This is a genomic window from Moorena sp., from assembly GCF_982860115.1.
Map to the genome: position 1 here is coordinate 1 of NZ_CEYLVT010000004.1, position 18282 is coordinate 18282.

The window sequence follows — 18282 nt, forward strand, 5'->3', positions numbered from 1 at the left end:
GATTCCCGATTCCCGATTCCCGATTCCCGATTCCCGATTCCCGATTCCCGATTCTCTGTAATAGGGCAATAGCAATTGCTTTTAGGTAAGATCCTCAGGTTGATGACCGGGACTTCCGTGCTATAAATTGGATAAACTAATAACTCGTAAGCATTCAGCGCTCAGCCCCTCAGCAGTCAGCTTTGGAAGGGTTAACTTCTGTTGATATCATCTGAATCTTCGCTTTTCCAGGTTTAGATACCTGTCTAATCTTTTCATTAAATAAAACAATAGACCATTAAACCTTATAAGCAAAGATTATAAAGCATCAGTAAAAATAGGGATAAATAATGAATAAAATTTTAAAAAAATGTGAAGTTAAGCTCAAGGGATGATCTCAGCTCAAGTTGCGCTCAAATGGCCCAGATCGACCTAGGCGTCTCCTGTCCATGGAACACTGCCAAGAAAAACGTTTTGAAACCTTCATGAACTTATGGCTATAAAGGGGTGGATTAACCTTCCTGTAGTGGTATCAATTTAATAGTAGTTAAGAATATAATTTATATTTAATAAGTAAAGTATTGTATTATACTGAAAGGTTGAGCTGATTTGTTAAGTGAACAACATAATTATTATCTTGGCTGAAGTCAGCCTGGTCATCGTAGTTTTCTATCTAGTCAACTTGCTGGTGGGTATACTATTCAAGCAACTGATCAGAGTTGCTTGGTTCCAAAAGGTGAACAGCAATGCTAAAAACCTCCGCCGGAACCTCCAGGCGCTGATCGTTATCTGTTGTATAGCGCTATGCCTTGTAATTGTTGGTGGCAACGGTTGGCTGATCTATCGCGGGAAAGACCTCAAGGAATACACACTCGGGTTAGTCAGCAATATTCCCAAAGGATTCTGGATAACCCTTGGCACTGGGTTAGGTAAATGCATCTGCCTTCTGATGCTAGTTGCCTTCGCCATCAAACCCTTGCAGCGTTTCCTCAACTATGGCTGTGTTCGGGCAAAGAAACTAGAACAAATCACTGCTAGTGATGAAAGCATTGAGGATTTGTTCAGTTACTTAACCAAAATCCTTACCAGTGGACTCTGGCTGCTGTCTGTCATCTGGTGTACCCAGTTTCTCAAAGTGCCAGAATCCACAGCTAAGTATCTGTACGTTCTTCTGAACATCTATCTGATTATTGGAATCGGGTTGCTGATTCTAAGATCGGTCGTCATCATTATCGATAGCATAGACAACCTGATTCTTGAATACTCTAGCCCTGAAAATAGCCTGCGATTATATAACAATCTTAGGCATCTGGTTCCTTTTTTTAAGCGGTGCCTAGAATATGTAATCTATGTTAGTATGGCCACCCTGGTGGTTGAGCAGATAGAGATAATTGCTAACTTAGCCACCTATGGATCGAAAGTTGTCAAAATTATCGGTATCATATCCCTGAGTCGTGGCTTGATCGTAATCGCCAATTTGTTCCTCCAAGAAGCACTCCTGAGGTCCCCGAAGCTGACTGATGTGCAGCGAAAGAAGCGGTTAACGATTATTCCCGTACTAGAGAGTTTACTGAAGTACTTGATTTACTTCGGTTCAGGTATATTGATCCTCAATACCATAGAAATTGATGCCACCCCAATCTTAGCGGGGGCTGGAATTGTGGGGTTAGCGGTTGGTCTTGGGGCACAGAATCTCATTAACGATATGGTTAGTGGATTCTTTATCCTTTTTGAAAACTACTACCTAGTAGGTGACTATATCCAGACAGGGGACGCGGAGGGGATTGTGGAGGCGATTGAACTGAGAACCACCCGTATTCGACACTTCAATGGTCAAATGTATATTATTCGGAACGGGGATATTGGCTCAATTACCAACTACTCCAAGGACTATATCTATGCTGTGGTGGAAGTTGGCATAGAATATGATGCTGACCTGGATCATGTGTACAGGGTGATCGAAAAGGTAGGACACCAGTTAAAAGAGAAGTATTCCGAGGTACTTGAACCGACCAAGGTGGATGGAATTGAGGACTTTGGGGATTTTGATCTGTCCATAAGAACCGTTACCAAAGTTAAACCTGGAAAGCACCGCCTGATCAAGCTAGTGCTTCGTAAAATGATCAAGGATTTCTTTGACCAGGAGGGAATTGAATTAAACGCTCAGGATCCGGTGTTTATTTTGAAACAATAGGGTTGAAACAAGCAAAGCCCGTGGCGATAGCGCTACGCGCACGCTGCGCGAACGAGGTGAGATCGCAGCAGTTGTCGGGTCGTTGAAACTCCCGCAGTTTCAGGGGCGTTGCACTTTGACAGAGATGATTTGTGGTGGGATCGAAGAGATACAACAGCGGGAAGAAGAGAAAGTAAGCTTTGACACTCCCCGTCCTAGAAGAACGGGGATTCTTTGATCAACGAGGTCACTTGCTTCTTCAGACCGGAATCAGAAGAAGTAGAGGCGTCCTCTCCTAAAGCGTTGGGATCGATGATCCAGGTTCCGGTGTGCCCCACCGTACCCAAGGCTCTTTTCAAAATATTGATGGCAGCGTTATGGTCTCTATCCAGCTCGCACCCACATTCACAGACATGAGTTCGAGTTGATAACGACTTTTTGACTACTTCACCACAGTTGGAGCAATTCTGACTAGTATAAGCAGGATTAACTGCTACAGTTTGCTTGCCAAATTTGGTGCCAAAATACTCCAGCCATTTTCTAAATTGGTACCAACCTGCATCATTAATAGATTTAGCGAGGCAATGATTTTTTACTAAATTTCTGACCCTTAAATCTTCGTAGGCGACCACGTCGTTAGAGTGGATTACGCAACGTGCAAGTCTCTTTGCATGTTCTTCACGCTGCCTACTTATTTTAAGGTGCTCTCTGCCTAGTCTATTAATGGCGCGCTTCCGATTGGATGAGCCTTTATTCTTGCGAGAAACTCTGCGCTGATAAAATTTTAGACGCTTTTCTCCTTTTCGATAAAACCTTGGATTTGGTTCTGTATTTCCCTTTGAGTCGGTATAGAATTCTTTTAGACCTACATCTAAACCAATGTTGGTATGAGAGGGTTCTAAAGATTCCTTCACATCAACCTTGACACAGAACTGAACATAGTAACCATCCGCACGACGAACCAACCTGACTCGCTTGATCAGTTCTTGGTCATAACGCCACAACTCCCAAGTTCCCTTGAGCTTAAGTTTTCCAATCCCTTTTTTATCAGTAAAGTTAATAGACTTAGTGTCAGGTGAAAGTTTCCAGCCAGATGTCTTGTACTCAACTGACCTCGAGAATTTCTTGAACTTGGGATAACCCTTCTTCCCAGGAACTTGTTTTTTGCAATTGTAGTAAAACCTAGAAATGGAGTTGTAAGCTCTTTCCACTGAAGCCTGACAGGCATGAGAGTTTAAGTCTTTAACAAAAGAATACTCAGCCCTAAGCCACGTATTATGGCGATACAGGTCTTTTTGTCCTACACCTTTATTGTCCATCCAATAACGAATGCACTTATTGCGCACGAACTGAGCAGTACGTATCGCCTCATCAATACGGGTATATTGAGTTTTATTCCCTTTGACCTTAAACTCTAAGACGATCATTTTGACGTGGAATAACTCTACGTAAAATTATCATAGCACAAAAAAATAAAGCCGTCCTAGAAGGACGGGGCTTGAGACCCAAATTTTTTGGTCAATCAACTAGGGGGCTATCACCATTGGTATCAGGGCTGAAGCAAATAAACTATATATAGCGTGTAGCAGTTGAAGCGTTCGCTCGATTGCGGGACTCTCGGCAGAGCCGTTCGCACCTCAAGCAGCGTCGCCTACGGCGAAAGCGTGGCCTACGGCCTCCGCTACGCGAACGTCCATCGCTCGATTGCGGGACTCTCGGCAGAGCCGACCCTACGCGAACGTCCATCGCATTCTGTTTCCTTCTTTTTACTAACTATGGTCAATATTGCCCTGTTTGGTACCAGTGCAGATCCCCCAACTTGTGCTCATCAAGCTATTCTCCAGTGGTTATCCCATCACTATGACCAAGTGGTGGTTTGGGCCTCAGATAATCCATTCAAGTCTCATCAGACCACCCTCGAACAACGTTCCCACATGCTCAAGTTACTGATTGAGGAGATTGACCCGTATCAAAATCCGATCCGTGTCAGCCCCGACTTAAGTAGCCCGAGAACCGTGGAAACCATAGCACTAGTTAAACAGCACTGGGGATTACAGGCAAACTTGACTCTGGTGATTGGTACTGATTTAGTCCGTCAGATGCCCCGTTGGTATCAAATTGAACAATTGTTAAAACAAGTACAGTTGCTGGTAATACCTCGTTCAGGATATGGAGTAGATCAGGCTAGTTTAGAAAAGTTGAAGCATCTAGGAGCACAATTAGCGATCGCTAATATTACGGTACCATCAGTTTCCTCTACAGCGTATCGTGAGAATGGTGATACAACAGCACTGACTCCTCTGGTTAAGGACTATATCCATCAAGAGCAGTTGTACCAATGACCAAAAGCAGCAATATAAAGGTCAAACTACCAGCTCTAGCCAACGTCCAGGTCGGGGCCCGTCATGTGATTTTTTCCGTCGATACCCAACAAAGCCGCCTTTTGGTACTCCAAGAGGAAGCCTTTCTTGGTAAATGGAGTTTACCAGGAACCTTTGTGTGGCACGGAGAATCATTAGACAATGCTGCCGATTGGCCAAGGCCAATCGGCCACGCTACGCGAATGGCCACGCTATGCGATTGGCCAAGGCCAATCGGCCACGCTACGCGAATGGCCACGCTACGCGAACGGATTTGGGCAGAGAAAATTCGAGTTAACAACGTGTACCTAGAGCAACTGTACACTTTCGGAAAACTAGGTCGTTATCCAGCAGAATTGGTTAGGGTCGAGGTTACCTATAACCACCACTACGCCATGGGTTACCTATCCGTCAGTTACTTTGCCCTAGTGCGACTAGAAGAAGCTAAATTCAACACAGATCATGTCAGTGGTATTGCCTGGTATTCCATCGAGCATGTGCCGCAGCTCGCCTTTGACCATAATCAAATTTTGGACTATGGTTATCGGCATTTGCGCAACAAATTGGCAGAAAATCCTGTCGCCTTTGACCTGTTCGGAGATGTATTTCCCCTCAATACTATCTATAGTATTTATCAACTGTACACTACAGTTTTTTGGAAAAATATCTCGGATTATTATAATTTTAGCCGTCGTCTTTTAAAGCTATTATTCTTGGGTGACACTAGTTGATAATTGTCTCATGGAGAAGGTTTTCCATGAAGTTTGTACCGCTTTGATGCAGAGGCATATGCTCGTTTAAAGGATAAACCGTTGGTATTTATGTAGCAATGAAAAAACATCTGTAATTGTGGTTCAGAAAATCCTATTCATTGAGGATGACGATTTCAATCGCGAAGTTATCACTGAATACCTTCAGTTGCAAGGGTATGACGTTTGCGCTTTACCCCATGGGTTAACTATTAAACGAGAGCTCGCCGACTTTCAACCTGACTTGATTCTGCTGGATCTCAAATTACCAGAAGTTGATGGCTTTACCTTGATCGAAAAACTCAAGAAATCCCAATGGGCAACAATCCCTATAGTTATCCTTTCTGCATACTCCTTCCCAGCAGACAAAAAGCGAGCTCTAAGACTAGGAGCTCGTCGTTATCTAGTCAAACCAGCGCTTCTCAGAGAAATAGAACAAGCCATACAGGAAGAAATAACCAATTGATATCCAGTCAGCTTTTTTTGTCATTTGTCTTCAGAACCACAAGGTTGAGCCGCCTGCCAAACACTCTTGTGGTATACAATACCGATTTTACCAGATATCATAGGAGTTTGAAGTCTTAGGCAGGACTTACGCAAAACTAGGTGACAAACTCGTTTAAGTAGTAGGGTTCGTTAAGAACACACCCTACAGATAGGGTTGTTCCGTAAGTTTTGTTAGGGAAATCATTGACATTAATTTGATCATCAGTCATGGAATTAGTTTTTTGGATTCTGCTGTAGGATAAATTCCTCAATGATTTCGCTCAGATTCTCTATAGACCGTCCCATCTTAGCAATTTTTGCTTCTGTCTGAGACAGTCCGAGAACTGCATTTTGAAGTTGGTTGGCTAGACTTTGAATCTCTTCTCGATAACGGTTTTCGAGTTCTTCTACGTTCATGATTTATTTCTGATTACTTAATCTACACTATCAAGGATTAGGTTTGCGTTAGGGTTTACGTTCAAGTTTGCGTTTATGTTTACTTTCGTTAAAACTTTATAACTAATTTATACTTACCTCTCAAAAAAAACGATATATTAATAATAATTAAATTCTCGGAATGAGACCCATAGCTGATTCTAAAAATTAGAAATTGTTAAAATTTATTTGTGCCCATAAATTTATCAAATCTATCAGCTGCAAGCTTTGGAGTTTATTTACTAACTTAGTAAAAGAAGAATAACACTAGTCAATAAATACAAAAAATGCTAATCATGAAACCGTTGATTTTTATAGAAAAGCCTTTGTTTTAAAGACGAGATCAACTGTATATTTTCGCCTTTAATTACTAACCAAACCCAGATTACTAAAGATTGTGTGAAGTAGATGGCATAAACTATAAAAAACAAGCAAAAATGATGAAGATTGCGATCGCTCAACTCAACCCCACCATTGGTGATATTACAGGTAACGCTCAACAGATTCTTGAAGTAGCCAACACTGCTGCGAGTCAGGATGTCCGTCTGTTGCTGACACCAGAATTATCCTTGTGTGGCTATCCACCACGAGATTTGCTGCTCAATCCCAAGTTTCGAGAATCGATGACTACACAAGTGCAACAACTAGCTCAGCAGCTACCATTGTCTCTAGCTGTTTTGGTGGGGACAGTAACACCGAATACCAAAGCAGAGCTTGCTGGTGGCAAACCTTTATATAACAGCATTGCTCTACTAGAGGGGGGAAAAGTACGGCAGATTTTTCACAAGCGACTCTTGCCCACCTATGATGTTTTCGATGAAAACCGGTACTTTGAACCAGGACGGGAAAGTAATTCCTTCACCATTGATGACCAGCCATCAGCAATCACAACTGAGAATGCCCACTCTCCAATTAAAATCGGTGTTACCATTTGCGAAGACTTGTGGAACGATGAAGAGTTTTGGGGAAAACGCAGCTATCAAGTCAATCCGATCACAGACTTAGTTCAACAGGGTGTAGACCTCGTGGTCAACCTGTCCGCCTCACCTTATAGCGCGGGTAAACAGAAAACTCGGGAAGCAATGTTGCGCCATAGCGCTAGCCGTTACCATACACCTATCCTCTACGCCAATCAGCTAGGAGGCAATGATGACCTGATATTTGATGGGTGTAGTGTAGCATTTAATCAGGCTGGTGAGATGGTATGTCGCGCCCGTGCCTTTGAAACAGACTTAGTCATTGTGGAATATGACCGAGAAACACAGAATCTGGTCACCCCACCAGAAACAACTATACAGTCTCCACCATCGGCAGCAATAGCACCAGCCCCAGCCAGCCTAGACGAGGAAATTTGGTCAGCCTTAGTCCTAGGAGTGCGGGATTACACCCGTAAGTGTGGTTTTCAAAAAGTCGTAATTGGTTTGAGTGGTGGGATTGATTCTGCTCTTGTGGCTGCTATTGCCACCGCCGCCTTAGGACCAGAGAATGTCTTGGGGATTCTCATGCCTTCTCCCTACAGTTCTGACCACTCCGTCAAAGATGCTCTCTCTTTAGCACAAAACCTAGGTATTAAGACTCACACCCTAGCCATTGCTTCCTTGATGGAGGGGTTTGACCAAACCTTAGCCCCCCTATTTGCCGCGACAGAGTTCGGTGTGGCTGAAGAGAATATTCAATCCCGAATTCGGGGCAGCTTACTGATGGCGATCGCTAATAAATTTGGCTATCTCCTGCTCTCTACTGGCAACAAGTCAGAGATGGCAGTGGGTTACTGTACCCTCTATGGTGATATGAATGGTGGATTAGCTGTAATTGCCGATGTTCCCAAAACCCGCGTCTACTCCCTATGTCGGTGGCTAAATTCTAGGGCAGAGCAGTCCCAGGTTAATCAGAAGTTGCAGGTTAGTACGCTCAATGTTGAACCTTCAGACTCCTCTTCTAAGCTTCAAGCTGATCAGCTTCAACCTGGTAACCTAACCGACTCGAACGCCAAAGGGGAACAACCTTTAAGCCAAACAGAAATTATTCCTGCTAATATTCTAATCAAGCCCCCCAGCGCTGAATTAAAACCTGGTCAAGTAGACCAAGATTCCTTGCCATCCTACGATATCCTAGATGATATTCTCGAGCGACTGATCCACCAGCACCAAGCCCCGGAGCAAATTATTGATGCAGGTCATCAGCCCGAAGTGGTTAACAAAATCATCCGACTAGTCGCTCGTGTTGAATTTAAGCGCCGACAAGCCCCGCCAGGCTTAAAGGTTACTGACCGCGCCTTTGGTACTGGCTGGCGGATGCCAATTGCTAGTCGTTGGCTATAGAATTAGTCATTAATCATTAGTCATTAATCATTAGTCATTAGTCTTTGCGAATTAGTTATTGCTAAAGACCAGAAAACTTCTTGTTGACGACAATGGAGGAATAACTGGACTAATAACTAATGACTATCTAGCCAGGAATCTCTTGTTCAAGAAATCCATAATAATATAGCAGTTTCGTCATCAAATAACTGGGACGGTAAAAATCAACGTAATCGTCTGGTTGTTGACTGTTCACAGTCTATAGGGTTTTCATTTGAGATGTGAAACTAGGATTGATTGAAAAAGGGTACAGGAATCCCTCCTAACCTTAATAAGGGGGGTAGGTAAGAGTAGGAAAGAGCTCCAAGTATTTTTTGCTATTATAACAAATCAGCATTGGGTTTCATGATTTATTTGGAGATAAGAGATGACGTTTACTGTAAGCAGTGAACAGTCAAGAATCAACAAAAAACCTGGTCAATTTGACCATTACGGTATGCTTTCAGGGATCAGCTCCGAAGGTGTAAGCTAAAGCATCGACGAAAACTTAGGTATTTGGGTCTGGATGGGAGTACATGATGGTAGTACATAAGTATTCGGGCGAGAATGTTCTTTCTTAAAGGTTAGTTGATTCAAGATTGCTTGTAGCTAAGGGCTGATTAGGAATGGCTGAATTCTGTTCGCGTAGCGTGCGCGAATGCGCATATGCTGAATGCTGACATCGTATTAATTTGCTTATTAATTTACTGGTGCAGTTGGTTAAAATTATGGTGAAAGGGTAAGAGGGAGGGGGAAAACTCAAAATTCCCCTCTATCTTGACTAGTTAAATTTAAATTTTGCGCCATTTTGGAATGAATTTGTTTGATCACAATCGCTATAATTTCACCACTTCCTACTGCTAGATTGTTGAAATTTGTGCTACACTCTTACCCGATGTATTTGAACCTAGACGCAGCAATTAATAGGGATCCTCTGATTGTATGTCCCGAAACTCTATTAACAGAGGCAATTGCCCGCATGATCAAGTTGGACTCTAGTTACGTACTGGTCCAGTCCCAACGGTCATTAGTAGGCATTTTTACTGAGCGAGATTTGCTGAAAGTCATAGTCGAAGGGATTGGGCTTTCTGGACTAGCGATCGCTAACGTGATGACCACAGAGTTAATTACACTACCAGCCACTGAAGTCGAGAATGTGGAGAATATAGTCAAGCTACTGTCTCGATTGCGGCAACATCGGATTCGCCATCTACCAGTTGTAGAAGAATGTGGACGACCGACAGGTATCATTACACAAAATAGTTTGCTGCAAGTGCTAGAACCAGCAACAATCTTGCCTACTAATGAACAGCTGGTAGACCCAGTTAATCAGCCCACTGCTCAACTAGAAGCCACAAATCACGAACTAGAAGCATTTGCCTATTCAGTATCCCACGAGTTAAGCGCTCCACTACGAAGGATTAAGAGTTTTATTAAGGTTCTATCAAAGGACTATCATCACCAGTTGGATCTCAAAGCACAACACTATCTCCAACGTATATCTGCTAACAGTCAGCATATGTGGAAACTCATTGACGATTTGCTAGAGCTTTCGAGAGTTAGCGGTGACCCGATGCACTACCAGCAGGTTGATTTGAGCAAGATGGTTGCCGAAATTAGGTTAGAACTTACACAAACCCAACCTGAACGGAGCTTGGAATGGGTCATTGCCAAAGGAATTCAGGCCTATGGAGATCGTAGGTTGCTCCGGATTGTTTTACAGAATCTACTCCACAACGCCTGGAAATACACATCCCATCATCCCCAAGCCAGGATTGAATTTGGAGTTTGCCCATTGTCCGCTCCTCAGACAGAGGGGCAAGAGCAAAGCAGTGATCAAGCGATCGCCTATTTTGTCCGGGATGATGGAGCTGGCTTTGATATGGCTAACGCTGACAGATTATTTATCCCTTTTGTACGCTTGCACACCGAAGCCGAGTTTCCTGGCAATGGCATTGGACTGGCTACTGTAAAGCGTATTATTCACCTACATGGTGGCAAAGTCTGGGCTCAAAGTGCAATTGAACAAGGAGCAACGTTTTATTTTACCCTTCCACCCTTCACAAATTATTCGCTATAATAACACCATTGCTTCGTCTCCTCCACACCTGAAAACTATTGCAATCACTACTGATATAATGATTAGCAATAGTTAAATTACAATTGATGATATCTGTGCAAACATAAAAATGGCAAAATGGCAGCCATGTGTTTCATTTTTATGATAATACAGGCTTTAAGATGGCTAAGGTAATTACGGCGCTTAGGCAATTTAAGCTGTTAGGAATTAAATTTAAATAAATCGCAGCTTGTTTACCCCCATGCTTGGTGCGGGGCATGAAAACAAGTTAGGGGATGCACACCCCTGGTCTACTTTGTTTGTGATTAGGAGGTGGTATAACTAGTGCAATACGAGACAAAGAAAATAGTATTATCTGGATTATTGTCTGGGAACATACCAGATGAAACTAATGACCTACTTGTTTTCTGGTGTGAACAAGCCAATAACCTGTAGAAGCAGGCTTGGTAGGCAGTAACACAGACTTCTAAACGAAAATTGTCAGTATTACACTTACTTTGATGCTTATGACATGTACCGAGTTTGTCGAAAACACAAGAGTATTAAGGTTACCTATGGTCAAGGTTGCAAAGATTTCAAGGATCATCCCCACTACAAAGCACGCTTGTGTTTAGGAAGGTCAACAGACAGGTACTAAAGTCGGTAGTTAAAGCCTGCTTTTCTTATAACCAATTAGAATACCCTGTGCTTCACGGGCAGGATAGTTCAATTGTTTTAACTAGTTCTAGACTAAGTTCTAGTCTAAATTCGTGGTCTTTGGAGACTTTAGGAGAAGCCATTTATCCGTTGGGATTAAACCTAAACTTAACTGAGTTCAACATAACCAACTATCTATCTTCATAGTCAGGATATTCGAGCCATAATAATTGATTTTCCAGGAATTTTTAAGATAAATTTGCTTGGGAATTCACTACTCGTTATTGCTCCTCTCACTAACCTTGCTAAATTCTTGTCCTGATTTCTGAATTATGTATCCTGTATGCTCATCACAATCAGTAAAGTTATGACAGAAATTTGAGTAATTATATCCAGTAATGTATACATTAGGAGATGATTAATCTCCTAATACACAATCTTTCTAATCAACTAGGAATTTATTGATAAATAGATAGGATAAATCTATGAATAAACCACTGAGAGTTTTGATTGTCGAAGACTCCGAAGATGATGCTGAGTTGCTGGTAGTTGAACTAAAAAATGGTGGCTACGAAGCAATTTATGAAAGAGTGGAAGCACCAGGAGCAATGAACGAAGCCCTAGATAATAAAGGGTGGGATCTTGTGATTGCTGATTACTTCATGCCTAAGTTTAGCGCCATTGCTGCCTTAGTCCTCTTACAAAAAAAAGGGTTAGACTTACCGTTTATTATCGTCTCCGGCTCGATTAAGGAAAATATGGCAATCGCTGCTATGAAAGCGGGAGCCCATGACTATTTACTTAAACACCAGTTAGCACGATTAGTTCCGGCGGTGGAGCGGGAGTTAAGAGAAGCAAAGGTGCGCACAAATTACCGGAAGGCAATCAAGAGGTTACAAGACCTGACGTTTTATGATGAATTGACCGGTTTGCCTAATCGGACATTATTTTTATACTACCTGCGCCAGTGGTTTAAGCCAGTACAACCAACTCACAATCGGAAATGTCTACCGATGGCATACCCGATTCTACCAACTCTTTGCTGGGATGAACCCATTGTTGGATACACTCAGAAGGATAATGTATTTGCTGTCCTATCTCTGACTCTCAGTCGCTACGGAATTATCCAATACAGTCTAGGCGATCTACTCAGTGAACAACTCCTAGTTGCTACTGCTCAACGCTTACAGGAATGCATCGGTGATCAGGATATAGTGGCACGGATGGGAGAGAATAAATTTGGGATTTTGCTCTCGACTATCCAAGACTTAAATCAGGTGAAAGAGACAGCTGAGCGTATCCATCAGGAAATTTCCATCCCATTCCAACTCAATGGGCGAGTCGTGTCTTCTAATTGCTACATTGGTATGGTCCTGAGTACCATGGGGTATGAGCAACCGAAAGATTTGCTGCGAGCGGCAGATACGGCGATGTATTATGCCAAATTAGAAGGTATTGGCTCCTCAGAAGTTTTTCATCCTAGTATGCAAGAGAGAGCTATTGAGCGACTAGAGTTAGAAACTGACTTACAACAGGCAATTAAATACGAAACATTGCATCTTAATTATCAACCCATTGTGTCCCTGAAAACCGGTAAAACTATTGGTTTTGAAGCCTTGGCGAGGTGGCAGCACCGCACTCGCATCAAGATTAGTCCTAGTGAGTTTATTCCGGTAGCAGAAGAAACAGGACTAATTATCCCCCTTGGTGAATGGATTTTACGGGAAGCTTGCAAACAGTTAAGCCTTTGGCAAGACCAGTTTCCTGATAATTCTTCTTTGAGTATCAGTGTGAATCTGTCTGGTATTCAACTCAACCAACCCCAGCTGATTGACCAGATTGACCAAATCTGCACCACGTTAGAATTGAATGGGGCGAACTTGAAGCTGGAAATTACTGAGAGTGTGTTGGTGGATAATGCCTCAGTTGCTACCACTATCTTGCAGAAACTTAAAGACAGAAATATACAGTTGTGTATCGATGATTTTGGCACCGGATACTCATCGTTTTCCTATCTTGATTTGCCGGTCGATATCCTTAAGATTGATCGTTCTTTTATTAAAAAAGGATTTAAAAGTAGCAAAAATTTGCATATGGTAGAAGCGATTATCAATTTAGCTAAAAAGCAAAATATTCAGGTAATTGCTGAGGGCATAGAAACCCAAGAACAAAAGGATATTTTGCAAAATTTAGGATGTGACTATGGACAAGGATTCTTATTTGATAAAGCCCTGACTGCGGAAACGGTGACCAATTTGATGTTAACCAAGCCAGATAGGTTTTGGTGATCGCTATAGTAGGAATTAAGACAAGCAAAAGGGTATCCCCCCTTATCTCTGGGAAGATTAGGGGGCAAGCTTGCATGTAAAAGAGGCCAAATATGAAACCTGACTTGGAAAACAGATCCTACACTGCAAGAACTGAGCATAAACTAGGTGATTCAGTCTTGAGCACTTCCTACCACTCAAGACAATGCACTCAAGACAATGGACTGAGCACTCAAAACTCAGCACTGAGTTTGCTTAAACGTTTACTAATTGCCACAACGGTGCTGTTGGCTGTTGTACCTACGACGACTAGTTGCAGTCTATTGGAACGGCAGCCTGGGTCAAACTCTACCTTGGTCTACAAAGGACCAGTTACCCAAGAGGTGAAAGCTGGTTCATTGATACCAGGCACTGATATTCGGTATATCAGTAGGACGGGGGATAAAACTGCTGAAGTGTTGATTAATGGACAGCGGGCATTCAAGCGCAGTGGTGACTCTCTAGACTGGACTGGAAGCCCCCTGAGGGGAGTGGAAATGCGCCTCAACCAACGGGTATTAGTTTATAGTGAGGAACGCCTACGAGCTGGTGGTACTGTTCGTCTAACGGTAGATGGGGTATCGTCTAAACCTGGTTGGGTACCACAGGTACCGGATCAAACAAACCCCAGTATAGTCGTTTACAAGGTTCCAGTGTTATACCAAGTCAAGCAGGGAGAAAGAATTCCTGGTACGACTTTAAGTTATACCGGCAAAACTGAACAAGGTGCGCAGTTGGGTGGATTACCGACCGGAGAGTCTCCGTACCGTCAAGGGGGTGACTCGATTAGTTGGCAAGGGCAATTACGCCCTAGAGTTTATCTCGATTTAGTAGTGCGTACCGCCTTCTATAACGAAGACCGTCTGAATGTGACTGGCTTTGCAACAGTTATCCTAGCAATCGGTGGTTGACGGTGGTTCGCCCTTGGCATCCCTTTTTGGAGTTTGGATGTTAGAGTTGACACTTGAGATGGCTACTTGAATGGCGGGAAGACCCTACATTGGTCGATGGACAACTCTAATGCGATCGCAACTGAAAATCAGCATGCCCTGAAAAAACTGGCGTCGGCAGTAGAAGGGTCTCAGGGACAGTTCAAGCTGATTTTAGCCCGCTGTAATTATATTAGGGTGCGTTTCCGTTTGGTAGCGCAATTACCAACACTCTCGGACCTTGACATTCATACCGTAACCCTTAAACCATCGGACAACGTGCTCTATGACACCATTCGGTCAATAGTGGCAGAAGAACGCCCTAGTGCTGTGATGGTGTTGGGCTTAGAATCGGTCCAGAATCTAGCACAGATGCTGAGTGTTACTAATCAAGTGCTCGAAGAGTTTCAGAAAAATCTTCCTTTCCCCTTAGTGTTATGGATTACAGATGACGTTCAGCAGCAACTAACCCAGTTTGCTCCAGATTTCGAGAGTTTGGGGACACCGATAGAATTTGCGAACGCAACAGAAACCTTAATTACTGAACTCCAAGAGACTACCGATGCTATCTTTGACTATATTTTAAACTCGAACAGTATAGCATACTTTGTCCCTACTGATATAGGTGTTCTACGTCACCAGGAAATTGATGCTGCTCTGAAGGATTTACAGCATCGGGGTGAAACCCTTGAACCTGCTCTCAAAGCTAGTATAGAATTCCTTCGTGGTCAAGAGGCTTATGCTAACTCTCAGTGGGGTAGTGCAGTAACTCACTATGAGCAAAGTTTGGCATTTTGGCAACCAGCTCAAACAGAGACTGAGAGATCACGAGATCACGAGATCACGAGATGGGGAGATGGCGAGAGTGGCAACAATGTTTCTTCATCTAATTTAGAGAACTTAGACGATCTAGATAACTTAGCAGATCTAAATTATTTAGAGGATCTAGATAATTTAGAAAACGGCAGTGATACTACGGTCAATGAGATTACCGTTTCTGATCAGCAATTCTTGGAGCGTCAGGGAATCGTCCTGTTTTACATTGGGTTGTGTTATTTCCAGCAAGGGGAAAAGTCTCGGCAACCAGAAAACTGTCTCTATTGGAACGATGCTAGAGGATTATTCCAGCAGTGTCTTGATCGGTTTGAGCAGTTGAATCGTCATGATTTAGTCACTAAGTTTATCAATCAACTAGGTGAGGTGATGGAACGCCTAGAGGATTGGGATGATTTGTATCACTTGGCTCACAATGCCCTAGGGTTACAGCAACGCCAAATCCTATTAGGGGCGCAAGGTATGGCACCACTAAAAGCCCAAGCTTACGGATTTTTAGCAGAAGTCGCTCTTAACCAATCTCGTTGGCAAGAGGCTAAGCAAAATGCTCAGAAAGCATTAGATACGATAGCGACAGTTTCCTATGGTGTTGCCCAACAGGGCACAAAACCATCTCTTAACTCAGGAGTCAGCATTCAGGACAATGCACTCCAGACCATGCACTCACTTCAAACGAGTCTCTATCTACTACTGTTAGCTCAATCTGAGCAACGGCTGGGTCACCCTGAAGCGGCACTCCAACACCTAGAACAGGCAAGGGTTATTGCACCTGAGGATAATCCTCGGTTTTACAGTCGGATTTTGCAGGCTTTGCGATCGCTTTATTTCCAGCAGGGGCAGTATCTCACAGCGTTCCAACTTAAGCAATATCAACAATCGTTAGGGCAACAGTATGGTTGGGGAGGGTTTATTGGTGCTGGTGGATTACAGCCACGACAACAGAGAAAGTTGGTGGGGTTGCCAACAAATTTAATCGGTGCGCAACGCCTTGCACCCCTAGAGCAGGAAAATCGAGAAACTATAGCGATAGAAATTGCGCAGTCTGGGCGACAGCAGGATGTCAATCGATTGATTGAACGGATTGGAAGCAATGATTACAGGCTAATTGTGATTCATGGGGAATCCGGGGTGGGCAAGAGTTCTCTGGTGAATGGGGGATTAGTACCAGGGTTGAAACAGACTGTGATTGGTACAGAAGAGGTGTTGCCTGTAGTGATGGCAGTCTATACCAATTGGGTAGAAGAATTGGGACGGTTATTGGCAGAAGGATTAACCGGAATAAATATAGAGACATTGCATGGGACATCTCTACAAAGTCCAGATACTATTATACAGCAATTGCGGCAAAATGAACAGCACAATTTGCGGACAGTACTGATTTTTGACCAGTTTGAAGACTTTTTCGTTGTTTACCTGGATAAAGCTGAGCGACGGCAATTTTTTGAATTCCTAGGAGAGTGTCTTACTAGTCCGTCAGTGAAAGTGATTCTGTCGATGCGGGAGGATTATCTCCATTATTTACTGGAATGCGAACGCGCACCATGGTCGGGTAGGGCTAATCCCATGGCCAGTATGGACATTATTGGCAATGACATATTGAGTAAGCATGTGCGCTATCCTTTAGGGAATTTTTCCCGGGATGATGCCAAGTCCGTGATTGAGCAAATAACTAAACAATCGTCTTGTTACCTAGAACCAGCTTTGATTGAAGAATTGGTACAGGATTTAGCTGGGGAGTTCTCGGAAGTACGTCCGATGGAATTGCAGATAGTAGGAGCCCAATTGCAGGCGGAAAGTATTACTACCTTGGAACAGTATTGGGAACGGGGTTCAAAGCCAGGATTGATGGCGCGGTATTTGACTGGAGTAGTGGAAGATTGTGGACCAGAGAATCAGCAGGTAGCGGAACTGGTGCTATATTTACTAACAGATGAAACAGGGAATCGTCCCCTGAAGACTAAAGCTGAGTTAGCTAATCATTTAGGAACAGAAGCTGAAAAAATAGAGTTGCTGTTAAGGATTTTAGTAGAGTCAGGATTGGTAGTTAAGGTACCGGATAGTGTTGCTGAACGCTATCAATTTGTGCATGATTATCTGGTTGATTATCTACGACAACGAGCACTGAAGTTAGAGCAGTTAATGACAAAACTAAAACAAGCTCAGGCTAAGCAGGTATTGGAAAACTCTAACCAAAAAGTAAGCCATCAGATTAGGATTGGATCAGCAGTATTGAGCCTGACATGGGTTAAGTAAAGGGTGCATCTGTGTTGCTACACTAAGACAAGACCAGTTCAGAAGACGATAAATGAAACAGCAAACGCTAGAAGGAACTTGGGAAGAAATTCTCCAACATAGTGCTGACTTAGCAGGTCAGCGAGTGAGATTGACCATTTTGCCCGCTCAATCTTCAAAACACCCGACGACACAAACCCTAGACCAAAGATTAAAAGGAAGAGTTGGACGAGTCAACTTTCAGCCATCAGACTTATCTGAGCGGGTAGGAGAAGCCTTTACAGAGCTTTTAGAGACCAAAGACTCATCAACATTAAATCAATGACCCTTTGCGATGCTTCTCCCCTAATTGCCCTAATTAACCAAGGTGATGACAATCATCAACGCTGCGTTGACATCTTACCATCACTGTCAGCCCCCCTGATCACTACTTGTGCTTGTTTTACTGAAGCTATGTATTTATTGGGTCGATATGGGGGTTGGTTCGCACAACAAGAATTATGGGGTTATGTATCTGATCAAATATTAGTAGTATACCATTATAATTCAGATGAACTAACCAGAATGGAAACCTTAATGGCTCAATATCGAGATGTTCCAATGGATTTAGCAGATGCTTCTCTGGTAGCGATTGCTGAAGTGCTTAATCAAAGACAAATATTTACCCTCGATCACGATTTTTACATTTATCGATTATCGGAAAATCAATCGTTTGAGGTTGTACCCTAAAAGATAAAAAATGGT

Annotated in this window: 12 protein-coding genes and 1 pseudogene; 11 read left to right on the top strand and 2 right to left on the bottom strand. The window is 43.0% G+C overall.

From position 1 onward, the window contains the following. Positions 1-595: 595 nt before the first annotated feature. Positions 596-2173 carry a mechanosensitive ion channel family protein gene (locus AC4II3_RS01385; RefSeq protein WP_488009310.1) on the top strand — a complete coding sequence of 526 codons (1578 nt, stop codon included), beginning with the start codon at positions 596-598 and terminating at the stop codon, positions 2171-2173. A gap of 194 nt (positions 2174-2367) precedes the next feature. Here AC4II3_RS01385 and AC4II3_RS01390 read toward each other — a convergent pair whose 3' ends face one another. After that, on the bottom strand, positions 2368-3579 hold the full coding sequence (locus AC4II3_RS01390; protein ID WP_488009308.1) for an RNA-guided endonuclease InsQ/TnpB family protein: 1212 nt from the start codon (positions 3577-3579) through the stop codon (positions 2368-2370). A gap of 348 nt (positions 3580-3927) precedes the next feature. On the opposite strand from AC4II3_RS01390, the gene AC4II3_RS01395 reads away from it, so the two are divergent. The 3 genes and pseudogenes from AC4II3_RS01395 to AC4II3_RS01405 all read left to right on the top strand — a co-directional run bounded on the left by AC4II3_RS01395 (position 3928) and on the right by AC4II3_RS01405 (position 5727). Beyond that, the gene (locus tag AC4II3_RS01395) at positions 3928-4494 is read left to right on the top strand and encodes a nicotinate-nucleotide adenylyltransferase (RefSeq protein ID WP_488009314.1); all 567 of its coding nucleotides are present in this window, start codon (positions 3928-3930) and stop codon (positions 4492-4494) included. Between the two features lie 269 nt (positions 4495-4763). Then, positions 4764-5339: pseudogene (locus AC4II3_RS01400) on the top strand (NUDIX hydrolase). Positions 5340-5361: 22 nt separating this feature from the next. Continuing rightward, positions 5362-5727: a response regulator gene (locus AC4II3_RS01405; RefSeq protein WP_488009306.1), complete on the top strand. Its 366-nt coding sequence runs from the start codon at positions 5362-5364 to the stop codon at positions 5725-5727. 254 nt (positions 5728-5981) lie between these two features. Here AC4II3_RS01405 and AC4II3_RS01410 read toward each other — a convergent pair whose 3' ends face one another. Beyond that, positions 5982-6164 (bottom strand): hypothetical protein, encoded by a 183-nt coding sequence (locus AC4II3_RS01410; RefSeq protein ID WP_488009304.1) that lies wholly within the window; start codon positions 6162-6164, stop codon positions 5982-5984. A 458-nt stretch (positions 6165-6622) separates the two neighbouring features. Here AC4II3_RS01410 and AC4II3_RS01415 point away from each other — a divergent pair, with 458 nt between their 5' ends. The 7 genes from AC4II3_RS01415 to AC4II3_RS01445 all read left to right on the top strand — a co-directional run bounded on the left by AC4II3_RS01415 (position 6623) and on the right by AC4II3_RS01445 (position 18267). Further along, positions 6623-8503 carry an NAD+ synthase gene (locus AC4II3_RS01415; protein ID WP_488009312.1) on the top strand — a complete coding sequence of 627 codons (1881 nt, stop codon included), beginning with the start codon at positions 6623-6625 and terminating at the stop codon, positions 8501-8503. Positions 8504-9398: 895 nt separating this feature from the next. Beyond that, positions 9399-10601 carry a sensor histidine kinase gene (locus AC4II3_RS01420; RefSeq protein WP_488029394.1) on the top strand — a complete coding sequence of 401 codons (1203 nt, stop codon included), beginning with the start codon at positions 9399-9401 and terminating at the stop codon, positions 10599-10601. 1121 nt (positions 10602-11722) lie between these two features. After that, the gene (locus AC4II3_RS01425) at positions 11723-13525 is read left to right on the top strand and encodes a putative bifunctional diguanylate cyclase/phosphodiesterase (protein WP_488009300.1); all 1803 of its coding nucleotides are present in this window, start codon (positions 11723-11725) and stop codon (positions 13523-13525) included. A 158-nt stretch (positions 13526-13683) separates the two neighbouring features. Further along, positions 13684-14454, top strand: a complete 771-nt coding sequence (locus AC4II3_RS01430) for a hypothetical protein (RefSeq protein WP_488009298.1) — start codon at positions 13684-13686, stop codon at positions 14452-14454. Between the two features lie 96 nt (positions 14455-14550). Continuing rightward, a complete protein-coding gene (locus AC4II3_RS01435; RefSeq protein ID WP_488009296.1) occupies positions 14551-17559 on the top strand; it encodes a tetratricopeptide repeat protein in 3009 nt (1002 codons plus the stop codon). Positions 17560-17611: 52 nt separating this feature from the next. Beyond that, positions 17612-17863 (top strand): hypothetical protein, encoded by a 252-nt coding sequence (locus AC4II3_RS01440; RefSeq protein ID WP_488009294.1) that lies wholly within the window; start codon positions 17612-17614, stop codon positions 17861-17863. After that, on the top strand, positions 17860-18267 hold the full coding sequence (locus AC4II3_RS01445; RefSeq protein WP_488009292.1) for a type II toxin-antitoxin system VapC family toxin: 408 nt from the start codon (positions 17860-17862) through the stop codon (positions 18265-18267). The genes AC4II3_RS01440 and AC4II3_RS01445 overlap by 4 nt, the downstream gene beginning before the upstream one ends. Positions 18268-18282: the final 15 nt, after the last annotated feature.